Source organism: Bradyrhizobium sp. IAR9 (genome assembly GCF_013408065.1).
Taxonomy (GTDB): domain Bacteria; phylum Pseudomonadota; class Alphaproteobacteria; order Rhizobiales; family Xanthobacteraceae; genus Bradyrhizobium.
This window is the reverse complement of record NZ_JACBZW010000013.1, coordinates 56,308-72,676: the sequence shown is the minus strand read 5'-3', so window position 1 is coordinate 72,676 and position 16,369 is coordinate 56,308. Positions and strand designations below refer to the sequence as shown.

General features: G+C 63.5%; 16 protein-coding genes. 12 read left to right on the top strand and 4 right to left on the bottom strand.

The features are described 5' to 3' along the window. The first annotated feature begins 32 nt into the window (after positions 1–32). The 6 genes from GGD67_RS28905 (at position 33) to GGD67_RS28880 (ending at position 7,182) form a co-directional block, all read left to right on the top strand. A complete protein-coding gene (locus GGD67_RS28905) occupies positions 33–854 on the top strand; it encodes an ABC transporter ATP-binding protein (protein ID WP_026201847.1) in 822 nt (273 codons plus the stop codon). Beyond that, on the top strand, positions 851–2,782 hold the full coding sequence (locus GGD67_RS28900) for a long-chain fatty acid--CoA ligase (protein WP_179737678.1): 1,932 nt from the start codon (positions 851–853) through the stop codon (positions 2,780–2,782). Before GGD67_RS28905 ends, GGD67_RS28900 begins: the two co-directional genes overlap by 4 nt. A 118-nt stretch (positions 2,783–2,900) precedes the next feature. Next, positions 2,901–3,794 (top strand): branched-chain amino acid ABC transporter permease, encoded by an 894-nt coding sequence (locus GGD67_RS28895; RefSeq protein WP_018317428.1) that lies wholly within the window; start codon positions 2,901–2,903, stop codon positions 3,792–3,794. A gap of 3 nt (positions 3,795–3,797) precedes the next feature. Next, positions 3,798–4,871, top strand: coding sequence for a branched-chain amino acid ABC transporter permease (locus GGD67_RS28890; RefSeq protein WP_018317429.1), 1,074 nt, complete (start codon positions 3,798–3,800; stop codon positions 4,869–4,871). A gap of 44 nt (positions 4,872–4,915) precedes the next feature. Then, positions 4,916–6,199: an ABC transporter substrate-binding protein gene (locus GGD67_RS28885; RefSeq protein ID WP_018317430.1), complete on the top strand. Its 1,284-nt coding sequence runs from the start codon at positions 4,916–4,918 to the stop codon at positions 6,197–6,199. A 143-nt stretch (positions 6,200–6,342) separates the two neighbouring features. Beyond that, complete coding sequence (locus GGD67_RS28880; protein ID WP_018317431.1) at positions 6,343–7,182, top strand: ABC transporter ATP-binding protein; 840 nt, start codon at positions 6,343–6,345, stop codon at positions 7,180–7,182. Between the two features lie 4 nt (positions 7,183–7,186). Here GGD67_RS28880 and GGD67_RS28875 read toward each other — a convergent pair whose 3' ends face one another. Further along, positions 7,187–8,341: an AGE family epimerase/isomerase gene (locus GGD67_RS28875; protein ID WP_179737676.1), complete on the bottom strand. Its 1,155-nt coding sequence runs from the start codon at positions 8,339–8,341 to the stop codon at positions 7,187–7,189. 86 nt (positions 8,342–8,427) lie between these two features. On the opposite strand from GGD67_RS28875, the gene GGD67_RS28870 reads away from it, so the two are divergent. Then, complete coding sequence (locus tag GGD67_RS28870; RefSeq protein ID WP_179737674.1) at positions 8,428–9,651, top strand: phenylacetate--CoA ligase family protein; 1,224 nt, start codon at positions 8,428–8,430, stop codon at positions 9,649–9,651. Positions 9,652–9,883: 232 nt separating this feature from the next. Here GGD67_RS28870 and GGD67_RS28865 read toward each other — a convergent pair whose 3' ends face one another. After that, positions 9,884–10,438 carry a hypothetical protein gene (locus GGD67_RS28865; protein WP_179737672.1) on the bottom strand — a complete coding sequence of 185 codons (555 nt, stop codon included), beginning with the start codon at positions 10,436–10,438 and terminating at the stop codon, positions 9,884–9,886. Continuing rightward, positions 10,428–10,985, bottom strand: coding sequence for a hypothetical protein (locus tag GGD67_RS28860; protein ID WP_179737670.1), 558 nt, complete (start codon positions 10,983–10,985; stop codon positions 10,428–10,430). The genes GGD67_RS28865 and GGD67_RS28860 overlap by 11 nt, the downstream gene beginning before the upstream one ends. Before the next feature lie 419 nt (positions 10,986–11,404). Here GGD67_RS28860 and GGD67_RS28855 point away from each other — a divergent pair, with 419 nt between their 5' ends. Beyond that, complete coding sequence (locus GGD67_RS28855; RefSeq protein ID WP_179737668.1) at positions 11,405–11,911, top strand: hypothetical protein; 507 nt, start codon at positions 11,405–11,407, stop codon at positions 11,909–11,911. A gap of 24 nt (positions 11,912–11,935) precedes the next feature. On the opposite strand, the gene GGD67_RS28850 is transcribed toward GGD67_RS28855, so the two are convergent. Next, positions 11,936–12,181: a helix-turn-helix domain-containing protein gene (locus GGD67_RS28850; protein ID WP_038949003.1), complete on the bottom strand. Its 246-nt coding sequence runs from the start codon at positions 12,179–12,181 to the stop codon at positions 11,936–11,938. Positions 12,182–12,292: 111 nt separating this feature from the next. Between GGD67_RS28850 and GGD67_RS28845 the strand changes: the two genes are divergently transcribed. From GGD67_RS28845 to GGD67_RS28830, 4 genes are all read left to right on the top strand, one after another. Continuing rightward, complete coding sequence (locus GGD67_RS28845; protein ID WP_179737666.1) at positions 12,293–13,093, top strand: YqaJ viral recombinase family protein; 801 nt, start codon at positions 12,293–12,295, stop codon at positions 13,091–13,093. A 113-nt stretch (positions 13,094–13,206) separates the two neighbouring features. Continuing rightward, positions 13,207–14,313: an ERF family protein gene (locus GGD67_RS28840; protein ID WP_179737665.1), complete on the top strand. Its 1,107-nt coding sequence runs from the start codon at positions 13,207–13,209 to the stop codon at positions 14,311–14,313. A gap of 443 nt (positions 14,314–14,756) precedes the next feature. After that, a complete protein-coding gene (locus GGD67_RS28835) occupies positions 14,757–15,428 on the top strand; it encodes a hypothetical protein (protein ID WP_179737662.1) in 672 nt (223 codons plus the stop codon). Positions 15,429–15,630: 202 nt separating this feature from the next. Further along, positions 15,631–15,813 carry a hypothetical protein gene (locus GGD67_RS28830; RefSeq protein WP_179737660.1) on the top strand — a complete coding sequence of 61 codons (183 nt, stop codon included), beginning with the start codon at positions 15,631–15,633 and terminating at the stop codon, positions 15,811–15,813. Positions 15,814–16,369 lie beyond the last annotated feature (556 nt).

Sequence of the window (16,369 nt, the reverse complement as noted above, 5' to 3'; positions counted from 1 at the left end):
AAAAAGCGCCATCACCGGGAGGGTTTCGTTTGGTGGCTACCAGTCTTGAAGTGCGCGACGTGTCCTTGCGATTCGGCGGCGTCCGGGCGCTGACCGACGTCGGCTTTTCCATCAGGGAGGGCGAGCTGTTCTCGATCATCGGCCCTAACGGCGCCGGCAAGACCTCGATCGTGAACTGTATTTCCGGCCGCTACAAGCCGACCGAAGGCCAGCTGTTCTACCAGGGCCGCGACATCACCGCCCTGACGCCGAACGCCCGCGCCTCGCTCGGCATCGGCCGCACCTTCCAGAACCTGGCACTGTTCCACCACATGAGCGTGCTCGACAACATCATGGTCGGCCGCCACCACCTCCTGAAGAACAATTTCCTCACGGGCTCGCTGTACTGGCTCACCGGCGCGCGCAAGGAGGAGCTTGAGCACCGCCGCAAGGTCGAGGAGATCATCGACTTCCTCGACCTCCAGTCGGTGCGGAAGGCCACCGCCGGCACCCTCTCGTACGGCCTGCGCAAGCGCGTGGAGCTCGCCCGCGCCATGGCGCTGGAGCCGCATCTCATTCTTCTCGACGAGCCGATGGCCGGCATGAACTTCGAGGAGAAGGAGGACATGGCCCGCTACATCGTCGATCTCAACGAGGAATTCGGGATGACGGTGGTGATGATCGAGCACGACATGGGCGTGGTGATGGACATCTCCCACCGCGTCATGGTGCTGGATTTCGGCAAGAAGATCGCCGAAGGCGATCCGGCGACGGTGCTCGCCGATCCTCACGTCAGGCGGGCCTATCTTGGTGAAGAAGACGAGGTGCTGGTCGATCCGGATGACGCTGCACCCGCGCAGGAGAGCGCGGCATGATGGATTACGCAGCCCGCGTCGCGCAGGCCGACACCTATCCGAAGATGCTCCGGCTCAATGCGAAGGAGCACGGCAACGAAATCGCGCTCCGCGAGAAGGATCTCGGGCTCTGGCGGCTGTTCACCTGGAGCGACTACCAGACCCGCGTGCGCGATTTTGCGCTCGGCCTTCTCGAAATGGGCCTTGGCCGCGGCGACGTCATCGGCATCATCGGCGATAACCGGCCGGACTGGGTGGCGGCGGAAGTGGCGACGCACGCCATCGGCGGCCTCAGCCTCGGACTTTATCGCGACGTGCTGGACGAGGAAGCCTCCTATCTGCTCAACTATGGCGAGGCGCAGCTCGTCTTCGCCGAGGATGAGGAGCAGGTCGACAAGCTGCTCACCCTCGCCGACCGCGCGCCCAAGCTGAAGCACATCATCTATTCCGATCCGCGCGGGATGCGGAAATATGACGACCCCAGGCTGATGTCGGCGGAGAGGTTTGCCGAGCTCGGCCGGGCACGTGCCGCGCGTGAGCCGGAGCTCTACGACAGACTGGTCGATGCCACCAAGGGCGAGGACGTCGCGATCCTCTGCACGACGTCGGGCACCACGTCCCATCCCAAGCTCGCGATGCTCGCCGCCGGCCGCGTGCTCGGCCACTGCGCGACCTATCTTGCCTTCGATCCCAAGGGCCCGGACGACGAATACGTCTCGGTGCTGCCGCTGCCGTGGATCATGGAGCAGGTCTACGTGCTCGGCAAAGGCCTGCTCTGCCGGATGAAGATCAACTTCGTCGAAGAGCCCGACACGATGATGAACGATCTGCGCGAGATCGCGCCAACATTCGTGCTCTTTGCCCCAAGGGTCTGGGAATCCATCGCCGCCGACGTCCGCGCCAAGGTGATGGATGCGACGCCTCTCAAGCAGCGCCTGTTCGACGTCGGCATGAAGAACGGCCTCGCCGCGCTCGAACACGGCAAGCGCTCGGGCCTTGCCGATGCGATCCTGTTCCGGGCGCTGCGCGACCGCCTCGGTTTCACCCGGCTGCGCTCGGCTGCCACCGGCGGCGCGGCGCTCGGGCCCGAGACCTTCAAGTTCTTTCAGGCCATGGGCGTGCCGCTGCGCACGCTGTACGGCCAGACCGAGCTGCTGGGGGCCTATACGCTGCATCCCGAGGGCAAGGTCGATCCCGACACCACGGGCGTTCCTATGTCCGACCAGGTCGAGATCCGCATCGACAATGCCGACGTCCACGGCGTCGGCGAGATCGTGGTGCGGCATCCCAACATGTTTCTCGGCTACTACAAGAATCCGGAGGCCAGCGTCGCCGACATCAAGGACGGCTGGATGTTGTCGGGTGACGCCGGCTATTTCAACGCGAACCAGCAGCTCGTCGTCATCGACCGCATCAAGGATCTCGCCGAGACCTCGCGCGGCGAGCGCTTCTCGCCGCAGTTCATCGAGAACAAGCTGAAGTTCTCGCCCTATATCGCCGAAGCCGTGGTGCTCGGGGCCGGCCGCGATGCGCTCGCGGCGATGATCTGCATCCGCTACTCCATCATCTCGAAATGGGCGGAGAAGAACCGCCTCTCCTTCACGACCTACAGCGATCTCGCCTCGCGGCCGGAGGTCTATACGCTGCTGCAGAAGGAGGTTGAGACCGTCAACGCCACGCTGCCGCCGGCGCAGCGCATCTCGCGCTTCCTGCTGCTCTACAAGGAGCTCGACGCCGACGACGGCGAGCTCACCCGCACAAGAAAGGTGCGCCGCAGCGTCATCAACGAGAAATACGAGGGCATCATCGATGCCATCTACCGCGGCGATGCCGACATCCCCGTCGACACCGTGATCCGCTTCCAGGACGGCACCACCCAGCGCGTGCGGACGACCCTGCGCGTGGTCGACCTCGGCGGACATGGGCACATGGCGGAGGCTGCGGAGTGAAACAAATGGTCGTCATGCGCGGGCTTGACCCGCGCATCCATCCTCTTCCGAACAATCTTCCTTCCGCATCGATGGATTGCCGGGTCAAGCCCGGCAATGACGAGCTGGGTCAACCGACATGAACACCGCCTTCCTCATCCAGCTCCTGGTCAACGGTCTCGTGGTCGGCACGCTCTATGGCGTGGTCGCGATGTCGTTCGTGCTGATCTACAAGGCGACGCAGGTCGTCAACTTCGCGCAAGGTGAATTGCTGCTGGTCGGCGCCTGGGTGTGCTGGGCGCTGCTTGCCAAATATCAGGTGCCGTTCTGGATCGGCATGCCGATGACGCTGGTGTTCATGTTCGTGTTCGGCATCGCGGTCCAGGTGCTGATCCTGCGGCCGATGATCGGCGAGCCCATCATTTCCGTGATCATGGTGACGATCGGCCTCTCCACCGTGCTCCAGGCAACGCTGAAATGGATGTTCGGCGTCAATCCGCAGCCGTTCCCGCGCGTGTTCGAGAGCCAGTCGGTCAGCTTGCTGGGCTTACAGATCCAGACTGTCTATGTCATGAGCCTGGTGGTCTCCGTCGCCATGATGATCGGCATGGCCTGGTTCTTCCGCGCCTCCAAATACGGCCTTGCGATGCGCGCCACCGCGTTCAACCAGCAGGTCGCGCAATCGCTCGGGATCTCCGTGAAAAGCGTGTTCGCGATGGCCTGGGCGATCTCGGCGACGGTGTCGGCGGTCGCGGGGGTCGTCGTTGCGGTCGTGAACGGCGTGTCCTCGGGCCTTGCCGCCTACGGCATCAAGGTGTTTCCGGCGGCGATCCTCGGCGGGCTCGACTCCGTCGGCGGCGCCGTGCTCGGCGGCATCATCATCGGCCTGCTCGAGAACGTCGCACAATACGTCGACAGCGAGTACCTGCACTGGGGCAATCTCTACGAGATCGCGCCGTTCTACGTCCTCATCATCGTGCTGATGATCAAGCCCTACGGGCTGTTCGGCACCCACGACATCGAGCGGATCTGACCCATGGCCGGCCCTGCCCTCATTCCTGCTGGTGATTTCCGCACCTCTTATGCGGCCGACACCACGATCTTCCCGACCACGACCAGCCGCAACTTCGCCATCGCAGGCGTGCTGTTGCTATGCCTTGCGCCGCAATTCTTCAGCGGATACTGGCTCAGCATCCTGATCCAGATCGGCATCTTCTCGATCGCGGCGCTCGGCCTCAACATCCTGGTCGGCTTCACCGGCCAGATCTCGATCGGGCATGCTGCCTTCTTCCTGCTCGGCGCTTTCACCTCGGCTTACATCTCCAACAACGCGCCGATCCCGGTGTTCTTCGCGATCCCGCTCGCCGGCGTCGTCACCGCGCTGGTCGGCCTGATCTTCGGCATCCCTGCGGCGCGGCTGAAGGGGCTCTATCTCGTCATCGCGACGCTGGCCGCGCAGTATATCCTGCTCGACTTCTTCTCCCGCGCCGAATGGTTCACCGGCGGCTCGGTGCCGGCGAGCGCCAACCCGTTCTCGATCTTCGGCTACACACTGCGCGGCGACAAACAGTATTTCTACGTCGTGCTGGCCTATGTGCTGCTCAGCTACATCCTCGTCACCAACCTGATGCGCACCCGCGACGGCCGTGCGCTGGTGGCAATCCGCGACCATTATCTCTCGGCCGAGATCATGGGCATCAACCTCACCAAATACCGTACGCTGTCGTTCGGGCTCGCCGCCTTCTTCGCCGGCATCGCCGGCGCGCTCTATGCGCACTACCAGCTCGTGGTGTCGCAGGAAGGTTTCGGTATCGAGCGCTCGATCCTGTTCCTGGCCATGATCATCATCGGCGGTACCGGCTCGATCATGGGCACGCTGATGGGCACCGCCTTCGTGGTGCTGCTGCCCGAAGGGATGGAGTTCATCAGCCATTATTTGAAGGGCGGCGCGATCGACAAGGCGCTATCGCTCAACACCAACATCACCTTCCTGCGCGAGATCGCGATCGGGGTGATCATCATCGCCTTCCTGATGTTCGAACCCGACGGCCTCGCGCATCGCTGGCGGCAGATCAAGGCGTATTGGAAACTCTACCCGTTCTCGCATTGAGCGCGGGCAACTTCACTTAAACAATAAACAGGAGGAACCGACCCATGACGATGAAATCCTTTTTGAGCACCGCATCGCTCGCCGTCGCGATCGCCGCATTCTCGGCCGGCGCACAGGCGCAGATCGCGATCGGGCACCTTGCCGACTATTCCGGCGGCACCTCCGACGTCGGCACGCCCTATGGCCAGGCCGTCGCCGACACCTTCGCCTGGGTCAACAAGAACGGCGGCGTCGGCGGCAAGCAGATCAACGTCGACACCAACGACTATGGCTACCAGGTGCCGCGCGCGATCGCGCTCTACAAGAAGTGGTCGGCGCCGGACAGCAAGGTCGCCGCGATCATGGGTTGGGGCACCGCCGACACCGAGGCGCTGACCGGCTTCCTCGCCCAGGACAAGATTCCCGACATGTCCGGCTCCTATGCCGCCGCCCTCACCGACCCCGAGGGCGTCAGCGGCAAGGCCAAGCCCGCGCCCTACAATTTCTTCTATGGCCCTAGCTATTCGGACTCGCTGCGCGCGATGCTGATGTGGGCGGCCGAGGACTGGAAGGCCAAGGGCAAGTCCGGCAAGCCGAAATTCGTGCACATGGGCGCCAACCATCCCTATCCGAACGCGCCGAAGGCCGCCGGTGAAGCGATGGCGCAGGAGCTCGGCTTCGAGGTGCTGCCGCCGCTGGTGTTCGCGCTCGCGCCGGGCGACTACAGCGCCCAGTGCCTGAGCCTGAAATCCTCGGGCGCCAACTACGCCTATCTCGGCAACACCGCCGCCTCCAACATCTCGGTGATGAAGGCCTGCAAGACTGCCGGCGTCGAGATCCAGTTCATGGGCAATGTCTGGGGCATGGACGAGAACGCCGCCAAGACGGCCGGAGACGCCGCCAACGGCGTGATCTTCCCCTTGCGCACCGCGGTGAGCTGGGGCGGCGATGCGCCCGGCATGAAGACGCTGATGGAGATCTCGAAGATGTCCGACGCCAGCGGCAAGGTCTACCGTCCCGTGCACTACGTCGCGGCGGTCTGCTCGGCGCTTTACATGAAGGAGGCGATCGACTGGGCTGCCAAGAACGGCGGCGCCACCGGAGACAACGTCGCCAAGGGCTTCTACCAGAAGAAGGATTGGGTGCCGGCCGGCATGGAAGGCGTCTGCAATCCCTCGACCTGGACCGACAAGGACCATCGCGGCACGCTGAAGGTCGATCTCTATCGCACCAAGGTCTCGGGCGCGACCGACGGCGACCTCAACGACCTCATGGCCAAGGGCACGATCAAGCTCGAGAAGGTCAAGACCGTCGAGCTGCCGCGCAAGCCGGAATTGCTGGGCTGGTGAGGCACGCTGTTTCCCTGCACACAACTGTCATCCCCCGCGAAGGCGGGGGATCCAGTACGCCGCGGCCTCTCGGGGAACGTCAGGCGTCTCTGGAATACTGGGTCGCCCGGTCAAGCCGGGCGACGACAGCGGAGTTTTGAAGCATGAGCCAGATCGCAGAAGCCACTCGCACCACTCCCACAGCAGTGCCCGCCGCCGCCCTCCTCGCCGTGCGCAACATCGAGGTCGTCTATGACGACGTCATCCTGGTGTTGCGCGGCCTCAGCCTCGACGTACCCAAGGGCGCGATCGTGGCGCTGCTGGGCGCCAACGGCGCCGGCAAATCGACGACGCTGAAGGCGATCTCGGGGCTGCTCAAGACCGAGGACGGCGAGGTCACACGCGGCGAAATCGTGTTCGAGAACGAGCGGATCAACGGCATCGACCCCGACAAGATCGTCCGCCGCGGCATCTTCCAGGTGATGGAGGGCCGGCGCATCGTCGCCGACATGACCTCGCTGGAGAACCTCAAGCTCGGCGCCTTCACCCGCAGGGACCGTGAGGTCGATGCCGATCTCGACATGGTGTTCAACTATTTCCCGCGCCTGAAGGAACGCACCGGCCTTGCCGGCTATCTCTCCGGCGGCGAGCAGCAGATGCTCGCGATCGGCCGCGCGCTGATGGCGCGCCCGAAGATGATCCTGATGGACGAGCCGTCGATGGGCCTGTCGCCGCTGCTGGTGAAAGAGGTGTTCTCCATCATCCAAAAGATCAACCGCGATCTCGGCGTCACCATCCTCCTGGTCGAGCAGAACGCACGCGCCGCGCTGTCGGTGGCGAGCCACGGCTACATCATGGAGCAGGGCAAGGTCGTGCTCGACGGCACCGCGGACGAATTGCGCGACAATGAGGACGTCAAGGAATTCTACCTCGGCGGGGCCGGCGACCAGCGCAAGAGCTTCAAGAACCTCAAGAGCTTCAAGCGGCGCAAGCGCTGGCTCTGAACTCTTAGGGTTCGAGCACCTGCTCCGCTTCCGTGACCGCGCAGAGAACATGATAGAACGACGACGCAGGAATGGTGTCGATCAGCGATTTGCCGTCGCGATCGAACTGGTCGTACCAGCCGCCCCTCACGGGATGGCTGAGATAATGCCGTTCGAGCCGCACCAGCGCCGCGCGCGCCTCGTCCGCCGCACCCGCCTCGCCGGATTCGGCCTGCGCTATCCACGCCTTCGCGATCTCGGTCTGCGGCCACAGCCGGCGCGTGCTGCGGCGGATATTGCCGATGTCGTCGCCTTCGTCGACCAGGCAGCCCGTGACCTCGTCGCGATAGCGCATCGAGGTCGCAAGCAACTCGGCACGGCGCTGACCGGTCGGGCATCCCGTGATGCGCTCGAACCCCTTCAGCAGCCATACCCATTCCGCCTGGTGGCCCGGCTCGACGCTGACCGGCTCTATCTTCGACCAGTCTTCCTCGAAATACTCGGTCAGGATGCGCTTCTGCTTGTCGTAGAGATTGGCCAGGAACAGCGCAAAGAACCCGCCTGCACGGTTCTGGAACACCAGGTCGTGGGTCGCGTCGAAACACGCGATCATCGCCTCGAACAGGTGCATGTGCGGGTTCTGCCGGCGCGGCAGCGAGACCGGAAGGCCCTCGTGCACGCCTCCATGCGGCGAGCGGAGATGACCGTCGAGGAAAGCGAGCAGCGCGTCGATCTCGGCACGAACCTGCGCGTCCTGGTCGAGCGCGTAGACGGTCGCGAGGGCAAACAGGATGAAAGCGTGATCGTAGGCATCGCGCCGGCCGTCCAGCACCGCACCTTCCGGCGTCAGCCGGTGCACATAGCCCGGCTGGCCGTCAGGCGCTTTGGCTTTGCTGAGCAGATGCTCCAGCCCCTTCAGCGAGATGGCGCGGCCCTCAGGGTACCAGCCCATTTGCGCGGCCTTGGCGTAGCAATAGATCTGGCGGGCCTGCACGAACACGCGCCGCGGCGCGGCCGCATCCGCAGTTCCGTCGCGATGCAGCCGGTCGATGAAACCGCCTGCAGCAGGATCCCAGCCGACGGTCGACCACAGCGGCAGCGCCTCCTCGATCATACGGCGCTTCAGGCGCGCGACGACGTCCGTCGCCTCCTCCGCCGCAATGATTCCTTCGTCCGCCATCGCGTCCTCTCTCGGCCTCGCCAATCGCCGTCTGATACCCACGCCAGCGGCGGCGCGCAACGGATGCCAACACGGAAAGAACAGCCATGACCGCCCACTACGATGCCCGCGAGACGCGTGAACAAGCCGCTCGCGAGGCCGATCTGTTCTCCCGCCTGCCAGAGGTGCTACGAGCCGCAATGGCCGCCCCGGCCTATGCCGAGCGGCTGAGAGGCCTCGATCCCGCCACAGTGACCTCCCGGGAGGCGCTGGCGGGCCTGCCGGTGTTGCGCAAGTCGGAACTACCCGCCCTGCATAAGGCCTCCGCGCCCTTCGGAGGCTTCGTGGCGGCGGCGCCGGGGTCGTTTGCCCGCCTCTTCACCTCGCCAGGGCCCATTTTCGAACCGGAGGGACGGCAGGCCGATCCCTGGCGCGGCGCAAGGGCGTTGTTCGCGGCCGGGTTCCGCCCCGATGACATCGTCCTCAACACCTTCAGCTACCATCTCACCCCCGGCGGCTTCATTTTCGATGCCTCGGCGCGGGCGCTCGGCTGCGCCGTGATCCCGGCAGGGCCTGGCAACACCGAGCAGCAATTCGAGCTGATCGAGGCCTACCGCCCGGTCGGCTACAGCGGCACGCCGGACTTCCTGAAGATATTGCTCGATGCCGCGGCGAGCGCGGGACGCGACGTCTCCTCGATCAAGCGCGCACTGGTCTCGGGGGCGGCGTTCCCGCCCTCACTGCAGTCGGAGATCAAGGCGCGTGGCATCGATGCCTACCAGGCCTTCGGCACCGCTGATCTCGGCCTCATTGCGTTCGAGACCGAGGCGCGCGAGGGCATGGTCGTGAACGAAGACCTGATCCTGGAGATCGTCAAGCCCGGCACGGGCGATCCCGTGACGCCGGGCGACGTCGGCGAGATCGTGGTGACGTCGCTCGATCCGCACCATCCCTGGATCCGGCTCGCCCTCGGCGACCTCACCGCAGCGCTGCCGGGCCCAAGCAAGTGCGGCCGCACCAACATGCGCATCAAGGGCTGGATGGGCCGCGCCGACCAAACCACCAAGGTCAAGGGCATGTTCATCCGCCCCGAGCAGATCGCCGAGATCGGCAAGCGTCATTCTGCGCTCGGAAGACTGCGCCTCGTCGTCACACGGCAGGGCGAGACCGACGCGATGACGCTGAAAGCGGAAACGGCGGCCACGAGTGACGCCCTGCGCGAGGAGATTGCGACCAGCTTGCGCGCCGTGACGAAACTCGGCGGAAGCGTCGAGTTCGTCAGTCCCGGCGCGCTGCCGAACGACGGCAAGGTGATCGCGGACGAGCGCTGAGGCCCTACCCCCAAATCTCAGTTTCCTGTGAACAGGGATTTCTGCAGGAGAGATCACCCAGCGCGGGGAGATGGCCGATCGCATGAAAGCAAGCGTTGATTTCTGGCACGCTTCTGGTGCGCACACCACGCGGGGTGGAGGTGCGCCTCAGCGGGTTCATGGCGCGGCGCCGCCCACCTCAAAGGCTTGATTTGTCGACTTGATTGGGTTCGTTCTGCGCAGGCATGTGGCTTCATGGACGCTCCCTTACCCTGTTCAGCCCCGCGACCTCGGACAACGCCCGATCCCACCTCGCATAGGTCCGCGCCTCGTAGCGGTTGAGCTTGCGCAGCTCTGGCAGCAGCCGACGCAGGACCTCGGCCTGGCGCTCGGCTTCCGAGGGCACGGATACCGGCTTGAGCCGCTCTGGTTTCTGCCATTGCCGCCGCAATAGCGCTTGCAGGTGGCGCGACTCGGCCAAGCGCGCACGCATGAGCTCCGGCCCCACGGCGCCGAACTCCAGCACGCGCTGGATGAGCTCGGCCTTGATCTGACGGATATGGGCGAGCTCGAGGTAGGCGCGCGCCGCGCTGCAGGCCGCTTCCAGAAGCTCTGGAGCGCTGCTGCCCGCAAGGATGGCTAGAGCCAGGGATTTCACGGCTTCATCATCCGCAGCGCTGCCGATGACAATGCTGAGGCCATGGCGGCGGGCGTTGCCTGCCGCCCGCCGCTTACCTGCCGCCGTTCGCGGCCCCGTGCTCTTCTGCGCGTTCCGCCTGTTGGCCGCGATCTGACGTTCAGTCGCCATCGTCGCCACTGGTCATGACAGCGGTGCCTTCGGCCGGATGCCTTGGCCTCGCCAAGCCGGCCCGGTAGTCCTCCAGCAGCTGCAGGCTTTTGTCGCGGCGCGAACTCAGTTCAGCCAACCGGCGATTAATCTCACCCAGCTCAAACAGGCAATGGCGAAAGGCCTCCGCATCGATACTGGCCTCCGACATCCGGTGTTTGCGTAAGATGTTTGTGACTTGGTTGCGCACCGCTTTGTTGGTAACTGACCGCTCGGCCAAATCATCGATGTCGGCAGCGCCGCTGGCATTTAGCACGATGCTCAACAGGTTTTTCAGTGCCAGGCCGCGGGCGGAAGTAACGATCAGATCCTTGAATCCCCGAAGTCGCCGCATTTCCCATTCGCCATGGACGATCTCGCCGACCCACATCTCCTCAATGACGCATCTCGGTTTGAGCTCTGCAACAAGCGCGTCACGCATCATCTCAAAGTGGGCCTGGGATTCGGACGGCAGCAAGCGCGGCTCATAGATGCGTGCGAGCTGGGCACCCTGATCCGATCGGCTCATCGGCTCATCCTCCGCTTGGGTGAACGCATGGCGACACTCGGTTGAGATGCACCTTTAGCCGGCCAGCCCCTTTGAGCGCGCAACGCCTTGAAAGCATTCCCGATGAATTGGTCGGGCCAGTCGGTTCTTCGCTGTAGGCTTATTCCCATGTTCCTCTAACTCCTTCGCGGGACTTGCTCGCCGGCGTGGCCTGTCGTTCCGGCCGCCGCGTAAGCGGTAGCAGGCGGGCTCGATTTTCTCTGCGCGTTGCGGCGCAAGTCCGAGGTCAAACAGGAAAAAATAGCAGGGACAGGAATCCTCACGTAGCTGAAAAAACCCGGCGCGCAAGGGATTTCGTTAAAAAAAATTGGCATCCTCGGAAATTCAACCCAACTAACAGAGGGCAGCAACAGCACGAGACGCGCTGTCGGGAGGACCTGGTGCCGAAGCGATTATTGCCGAAGCGAACATTGCCGAAACGGTCGTCAACGAAGCCGAACCCTTCCTTGCCCAAGCCGTCATTACCGAAACCGGCCCTGCCGAAGGCGTCCTTACCGACGCGATGGGGCCAATCATCCACCAAAGCTGTCAGCTTTCGCCCATTCATACCGCCAACGATGATGGGAAAAGAGTTCGCGGCTCCCGATCCGCTCGCACGCCTGCTCGAGTTCATGAATGATGAGCGTCTCCCGCCAATGACACGCGTCAAGATCGCCGCAAAGATCGCGCCGTATTTCCACCCTAAGCTGAAGCCCATTCCAGCCAGCGCTGCCCCGGACTATTTTGGACCCAGCGCCCCACACGATCAGGCGGACTCTTTTGAGAACTCGGTTCAATCTGCGGAATCTCTTGAGCGATATCGATTGACGTTTGCCCGCTTGCGCGCCGAATTGGCGCTCGATCCCAACCTCGCAAGCGCGAGCACGGCTGGCCGGCGGCGCTCCTGACCAGTTGAGCCGGTTCAAAACTCCTCACCCGGGATCGCGGCGACCACTGCGCAGCTTGACACCCACGCCGCGGCCATTCTCGTCGATGAACTCGACGCCGGCCGCCTCGAGGGTTCGCCGCACCACAATCAGCGTCGCGCGCCGCGGCTGAGTGAAACCGGCCTCGAGCTGGCGGACGGTGACAATCCCGACCTGTGCCTCGTCGGCCAATCGTTGCTGGCTCCAGTCCAGCAATCCTCGCGCGGCCCGGCATTGCTCCGGCGTGATCATCGGCATGTCACCATGGCATTGTTTTCGGTGTTTCTGTCGAAAAAAGATTGATTTATCGTTACTGTCTGATAAGATCGTTTCTGTTTAAAAAAGATATTTATGGAGGATGTGATGGATAGCCGAGCATTTCCGCCAAGCCGCCGCGCTTTCATCGGCGGCTCGGACGCAAAGATCATCATGGGCGTCGATGAGGCCGCCTTGCTGAGGCTGTGGCAGGAGAAGCGCGGCGAACGGGAACCCCAAGACTTAGCCAATGACCTGGTAGTGCGGCTCGGCTCGGTCACCGAGCCCCTCAACCGGCACTGGTACGAGACCCACACCGGGCACAAGGTGAGCGAGGTGCAGCGGCAGTTCTTCCATCCACTTCACCGCTGGATGGCCGCCACGCTCGACGGCCGAATCGAAGCCACGGGCGCGGTGTTCGAGGCCAAATTTATGCTGCCGTGGAATTTTTCGGAAGAGCTCGCGGTGGAAAAGCACATGTCGCAGCTGCAGCACAACATGTGGGTGACGGCATCGCGGACGGCGGTGTTGTCGGTCATTACCGGCGGCGGCAAGTGGGTGGAGATGACGGTCGGCGCAGATCCTCTCTACCAGCACCTGCTGTTGACTGCTGAGAAAAAATTCTGGCGTTGTGTGGAGAGCGGAGAGCCGCCCCGGCTGTTCGGCATCGAGCCGCCGAGAGCGCGCCTGCAAGCGGTGCGCGCGGTGGACATGAGCGCCTCCAACGCCTGGGCTGCTTTGGCGGAGGTGTTTCGCCGCACGCGCGACGCCGCGATTGACCATGAGCGGGCGAAAAGCGAACTGAAGGCCCTCGTGCCGGAAGATGCCCGAGAAGCAACCGGCCACGGGGTACGTGCCAAGCGGTCGAAATCCGGCGCGATCAGCTTTGAGCTGACCGGGCGTCCCTAGCTGGCGCCTGAGGACGCCACGGCCCCGTCTCGGTTGTTGGGCCGAACGGTGGGCGCTGCGGCCGAAGCGCAAAACCGCTTACCGCATCGCCTTAAGCTAACCGACACAGAACCATGTATCGATCAAGCCAGAGCATCAATCAGGTCGCCGCCGCGCTCGCCCGCGCACAGGCCGAGCTGGAAAACCCGGAAAAGTTGCTAACGGCGACCCTGCCTGGGCCCTTCCCCAACGGCGAATGCCACACCTTCCGCTATGCCTCGTTGGCGCGCGGACTTGAGATTGTGCGCAAGAGCTTGAGCAAACAGGAGATTGCCACGGTGCAGGCCACGGCGCTTGAGCCGGAGAGCGGGCTGATCCGGCTCACCACCGCCCTGCTCCACAGCTCAGGCGAATGGATTGCGTCAGACTGGCCGGTCTGCACCATCGCCGACATCGCCGCGCCACATCGGATGGGCGCTGCGCTGACCTACGCGCGGCGGTACGCGCTGTTCACGTTGATCGGGATCGCCGGCGAAGATGATTTCGACGCACCGGATCTTGCCATCAGGCCCGGATCCAACCCGCCGGCTGATGAATTAGGATCTCCTCCCGGAGTGGCCCCGCCTGGCTCGCCTCTGTCCACGGCCAAAGCCAACGCGCCCTGGCGCGTAGAAACGAAACGTGCCCCCGCCGGTCAGGCCGCGGCCTCCGCAGCCGAACCCAAAACTTCTGAAGCGATGGCCGCGCGCCTGCTCGCCGAGCTTCAGTCGCTTGCCAATGTGGAGGACATCGACCGCTGGGCACAGCGGGTGTGGCGGCAGGCGAACACACTCACAGTCCAGGGGGCGCAGCGGCTTGGCGAAGCTCTCGAGGAGCGGCTCACCCGGCTGCAAGCCTCCGAACAGTCCACGCCAAGCCCGGAAGCGGCGGACAAGGATGGCGCAGCCGGCTGGGTTCGCGTCGGAAAACCGCAGCGGCGCCGCGATCGCGAACACCTGCGGTTCGTCGCCAAGCAGCCCTGCCTCGCTTGTGGCCGGAGCCCGTCCGATCCGCACCATCTGCGGTTCGCGCAGCCCAGGGGCCTTGGCCTGAAGGTGAGCGACGAATTCACCGTGCCGCTCTGCCGCGCCCATCACCGGGAGCTGCATCGGGCAAGCAACGAAGTCGAGTGGTGGTTGCGGTTAGCCATCGAGCCGTTAGAAGTGGCCCGCAGGCTTTGGTTGACAACGCACCCGCTATAGCCACACCTGCACGCGCTTTAGAGCTGCCGGTCGTGCTTATAGGCGATGGACGTCGCCGAGCTCGCGCAGAAAGCTCGCCAAACGCTTCGAATTCCACGAATCCTGGTCGAAGACGCCTCTGCGCAATTAGGATCGGACCTTCCACGCCTCGCTGGCCTCGGGCATCGATACTGCGCGCAAGACTCTGAGCGAGCAAGAGATCGCCAACATCCAGACCACGCGCATCGAAGCGTCCACCGGCACCACTACGTTGCTGGTGCATTCTTTGGGCGAGTGAATTTCCTCGGACTGGCCGGCCTGTGCGCCGGAGGCGGTGACGTGCCCGCCCTGGGCGCGAGCCAAACTGACAAACCCGGACAATACCCTGATGGGATGATGCGCTCGCCGGCTGCGCGATGACGACCGCACCTTTCGCTATGCCCAGCTGGGAGCGGCCTCGACACGTGCGCAAGACCTTGAGCCAGCAGGATGTCCCGAACAATGGGTCAGAAGCGAGGGCTGCATCGAACCTGCGAGGTCTTCTTCAGCGTCAGGAAGATTATCGAGGAGCGGCGCGTCGATCTTTCGGAGGAGGAAATGATCGTCCGGTTGCGCCGAACCCTTCTCAAAGAAGGCCATTTGACGCCAGCCGTTGTCGATCGAACGCCGGGACTTCCTGCTCTGCGACCTGTCAAACGCACTTCGGCAATTTTCGAAATCTGTATCGGTTGCTCGGCTACACCCCGAAGCGGAATTATGAATTCCTCGACTCGCGTCCTGTTTGGTCACAGCTAAGAGCAAGGCTTGTCGAACAGGCTGCGACCGCGATTAAGGCAGCGGGCGGACGGATCAGCTCGGGCGGCTGGAGCGATTGCCTGCGCGTCAACGGGACAACCTATCTTTCAGTCAGGGCGGCCCGTTGGACACCCGGGCGAAAACCGAACCATGCACCGCACTGGAGCATCGAGCGCGAGACGTGCCTTCCCGATGGCTGGATTGCCGCCATCAGGCTGTCCGAGCACAACAAGACGGTGCTCGACTACGTTCTATTACCGACCGACGGCAAGGTGAAACGCACGATCCGCTTTTCGGAAGCGGCGCGGGCAGGACGAGGGATTATACGCTTCAAGCCGTAAATGGCCTTGTTCGAGCGATTACCCGGCGGGCTTATCAAGGCGCACCCCACCTTCAAAGCCAGGCTGGGGTCACAGCGCAAACGGCGATGCGGATTGCGGTCACGTCCGCAACAGACGCGGCGAAGGTGGTACGGGTTAGCTTTGTCACCGGCTTATGGGGTGGTCGACCACACGAACCCGTTGGTCGCGGTTGGCAACCTCCATGCGTTCACCGAATTGGCCCCTCGACGGCATCCACCCGGACGACGCCGGCCATATAAAGCTGAAGAATGCCTTCGTAGCGGCGATCGATGGATCTTGGTCGAACTATGAAGCGGCATATCTTCCGAGTTCGGCCAAGGCCGCATTCGTGACCTTCCGCAATATCGGCCATCCTAATTCTTAGTAGCGGTCATAGTACCGTGGCCGGTACCCATAGTCTGGGGCGTCATATCGGTGATGTCGATAACGATAGCCGTATGGCGGGTCATCGGGCAGCGGCCTCTTATAGGTGCCGGGGGCGTGATAGTTATTCGGGTAGCAGCGGCCGTTCGAAAAGTTGAAGTCGTAGCCTGGCGGGCATCCGCCGTCTCTTCCTCGGAATTGAATTTGCTGGAATTGAGCTTCCTGGGCAGGCGCGCCCGCTACCGGTCCAAGGGCAGCCAGCGCCAGTATTGCAGTGTGAATAAGCACTGTGTCTCTCCCTCTTGATCAATCTACAGCGAAAGCCACGATAGCAACTTCCACTACGTGCAGCATGGGCCGCGAACATGCAATCGCCCCTGAATGGGGCGTTCACCAGCCGTTCACACTGGAATGCGTTCGTGCGGCCGCCGAGGTCCACAGACCAGCGTCGATCGTCGGCAGTGAGTCAAGGTCGCGGCTTCGAGGGGGTGTTTTAGGTTGGGTTGCGGTGGCAAGAGTTTTGGACCTCTCAACCAAGCGAGAATTTTCTAATGGCG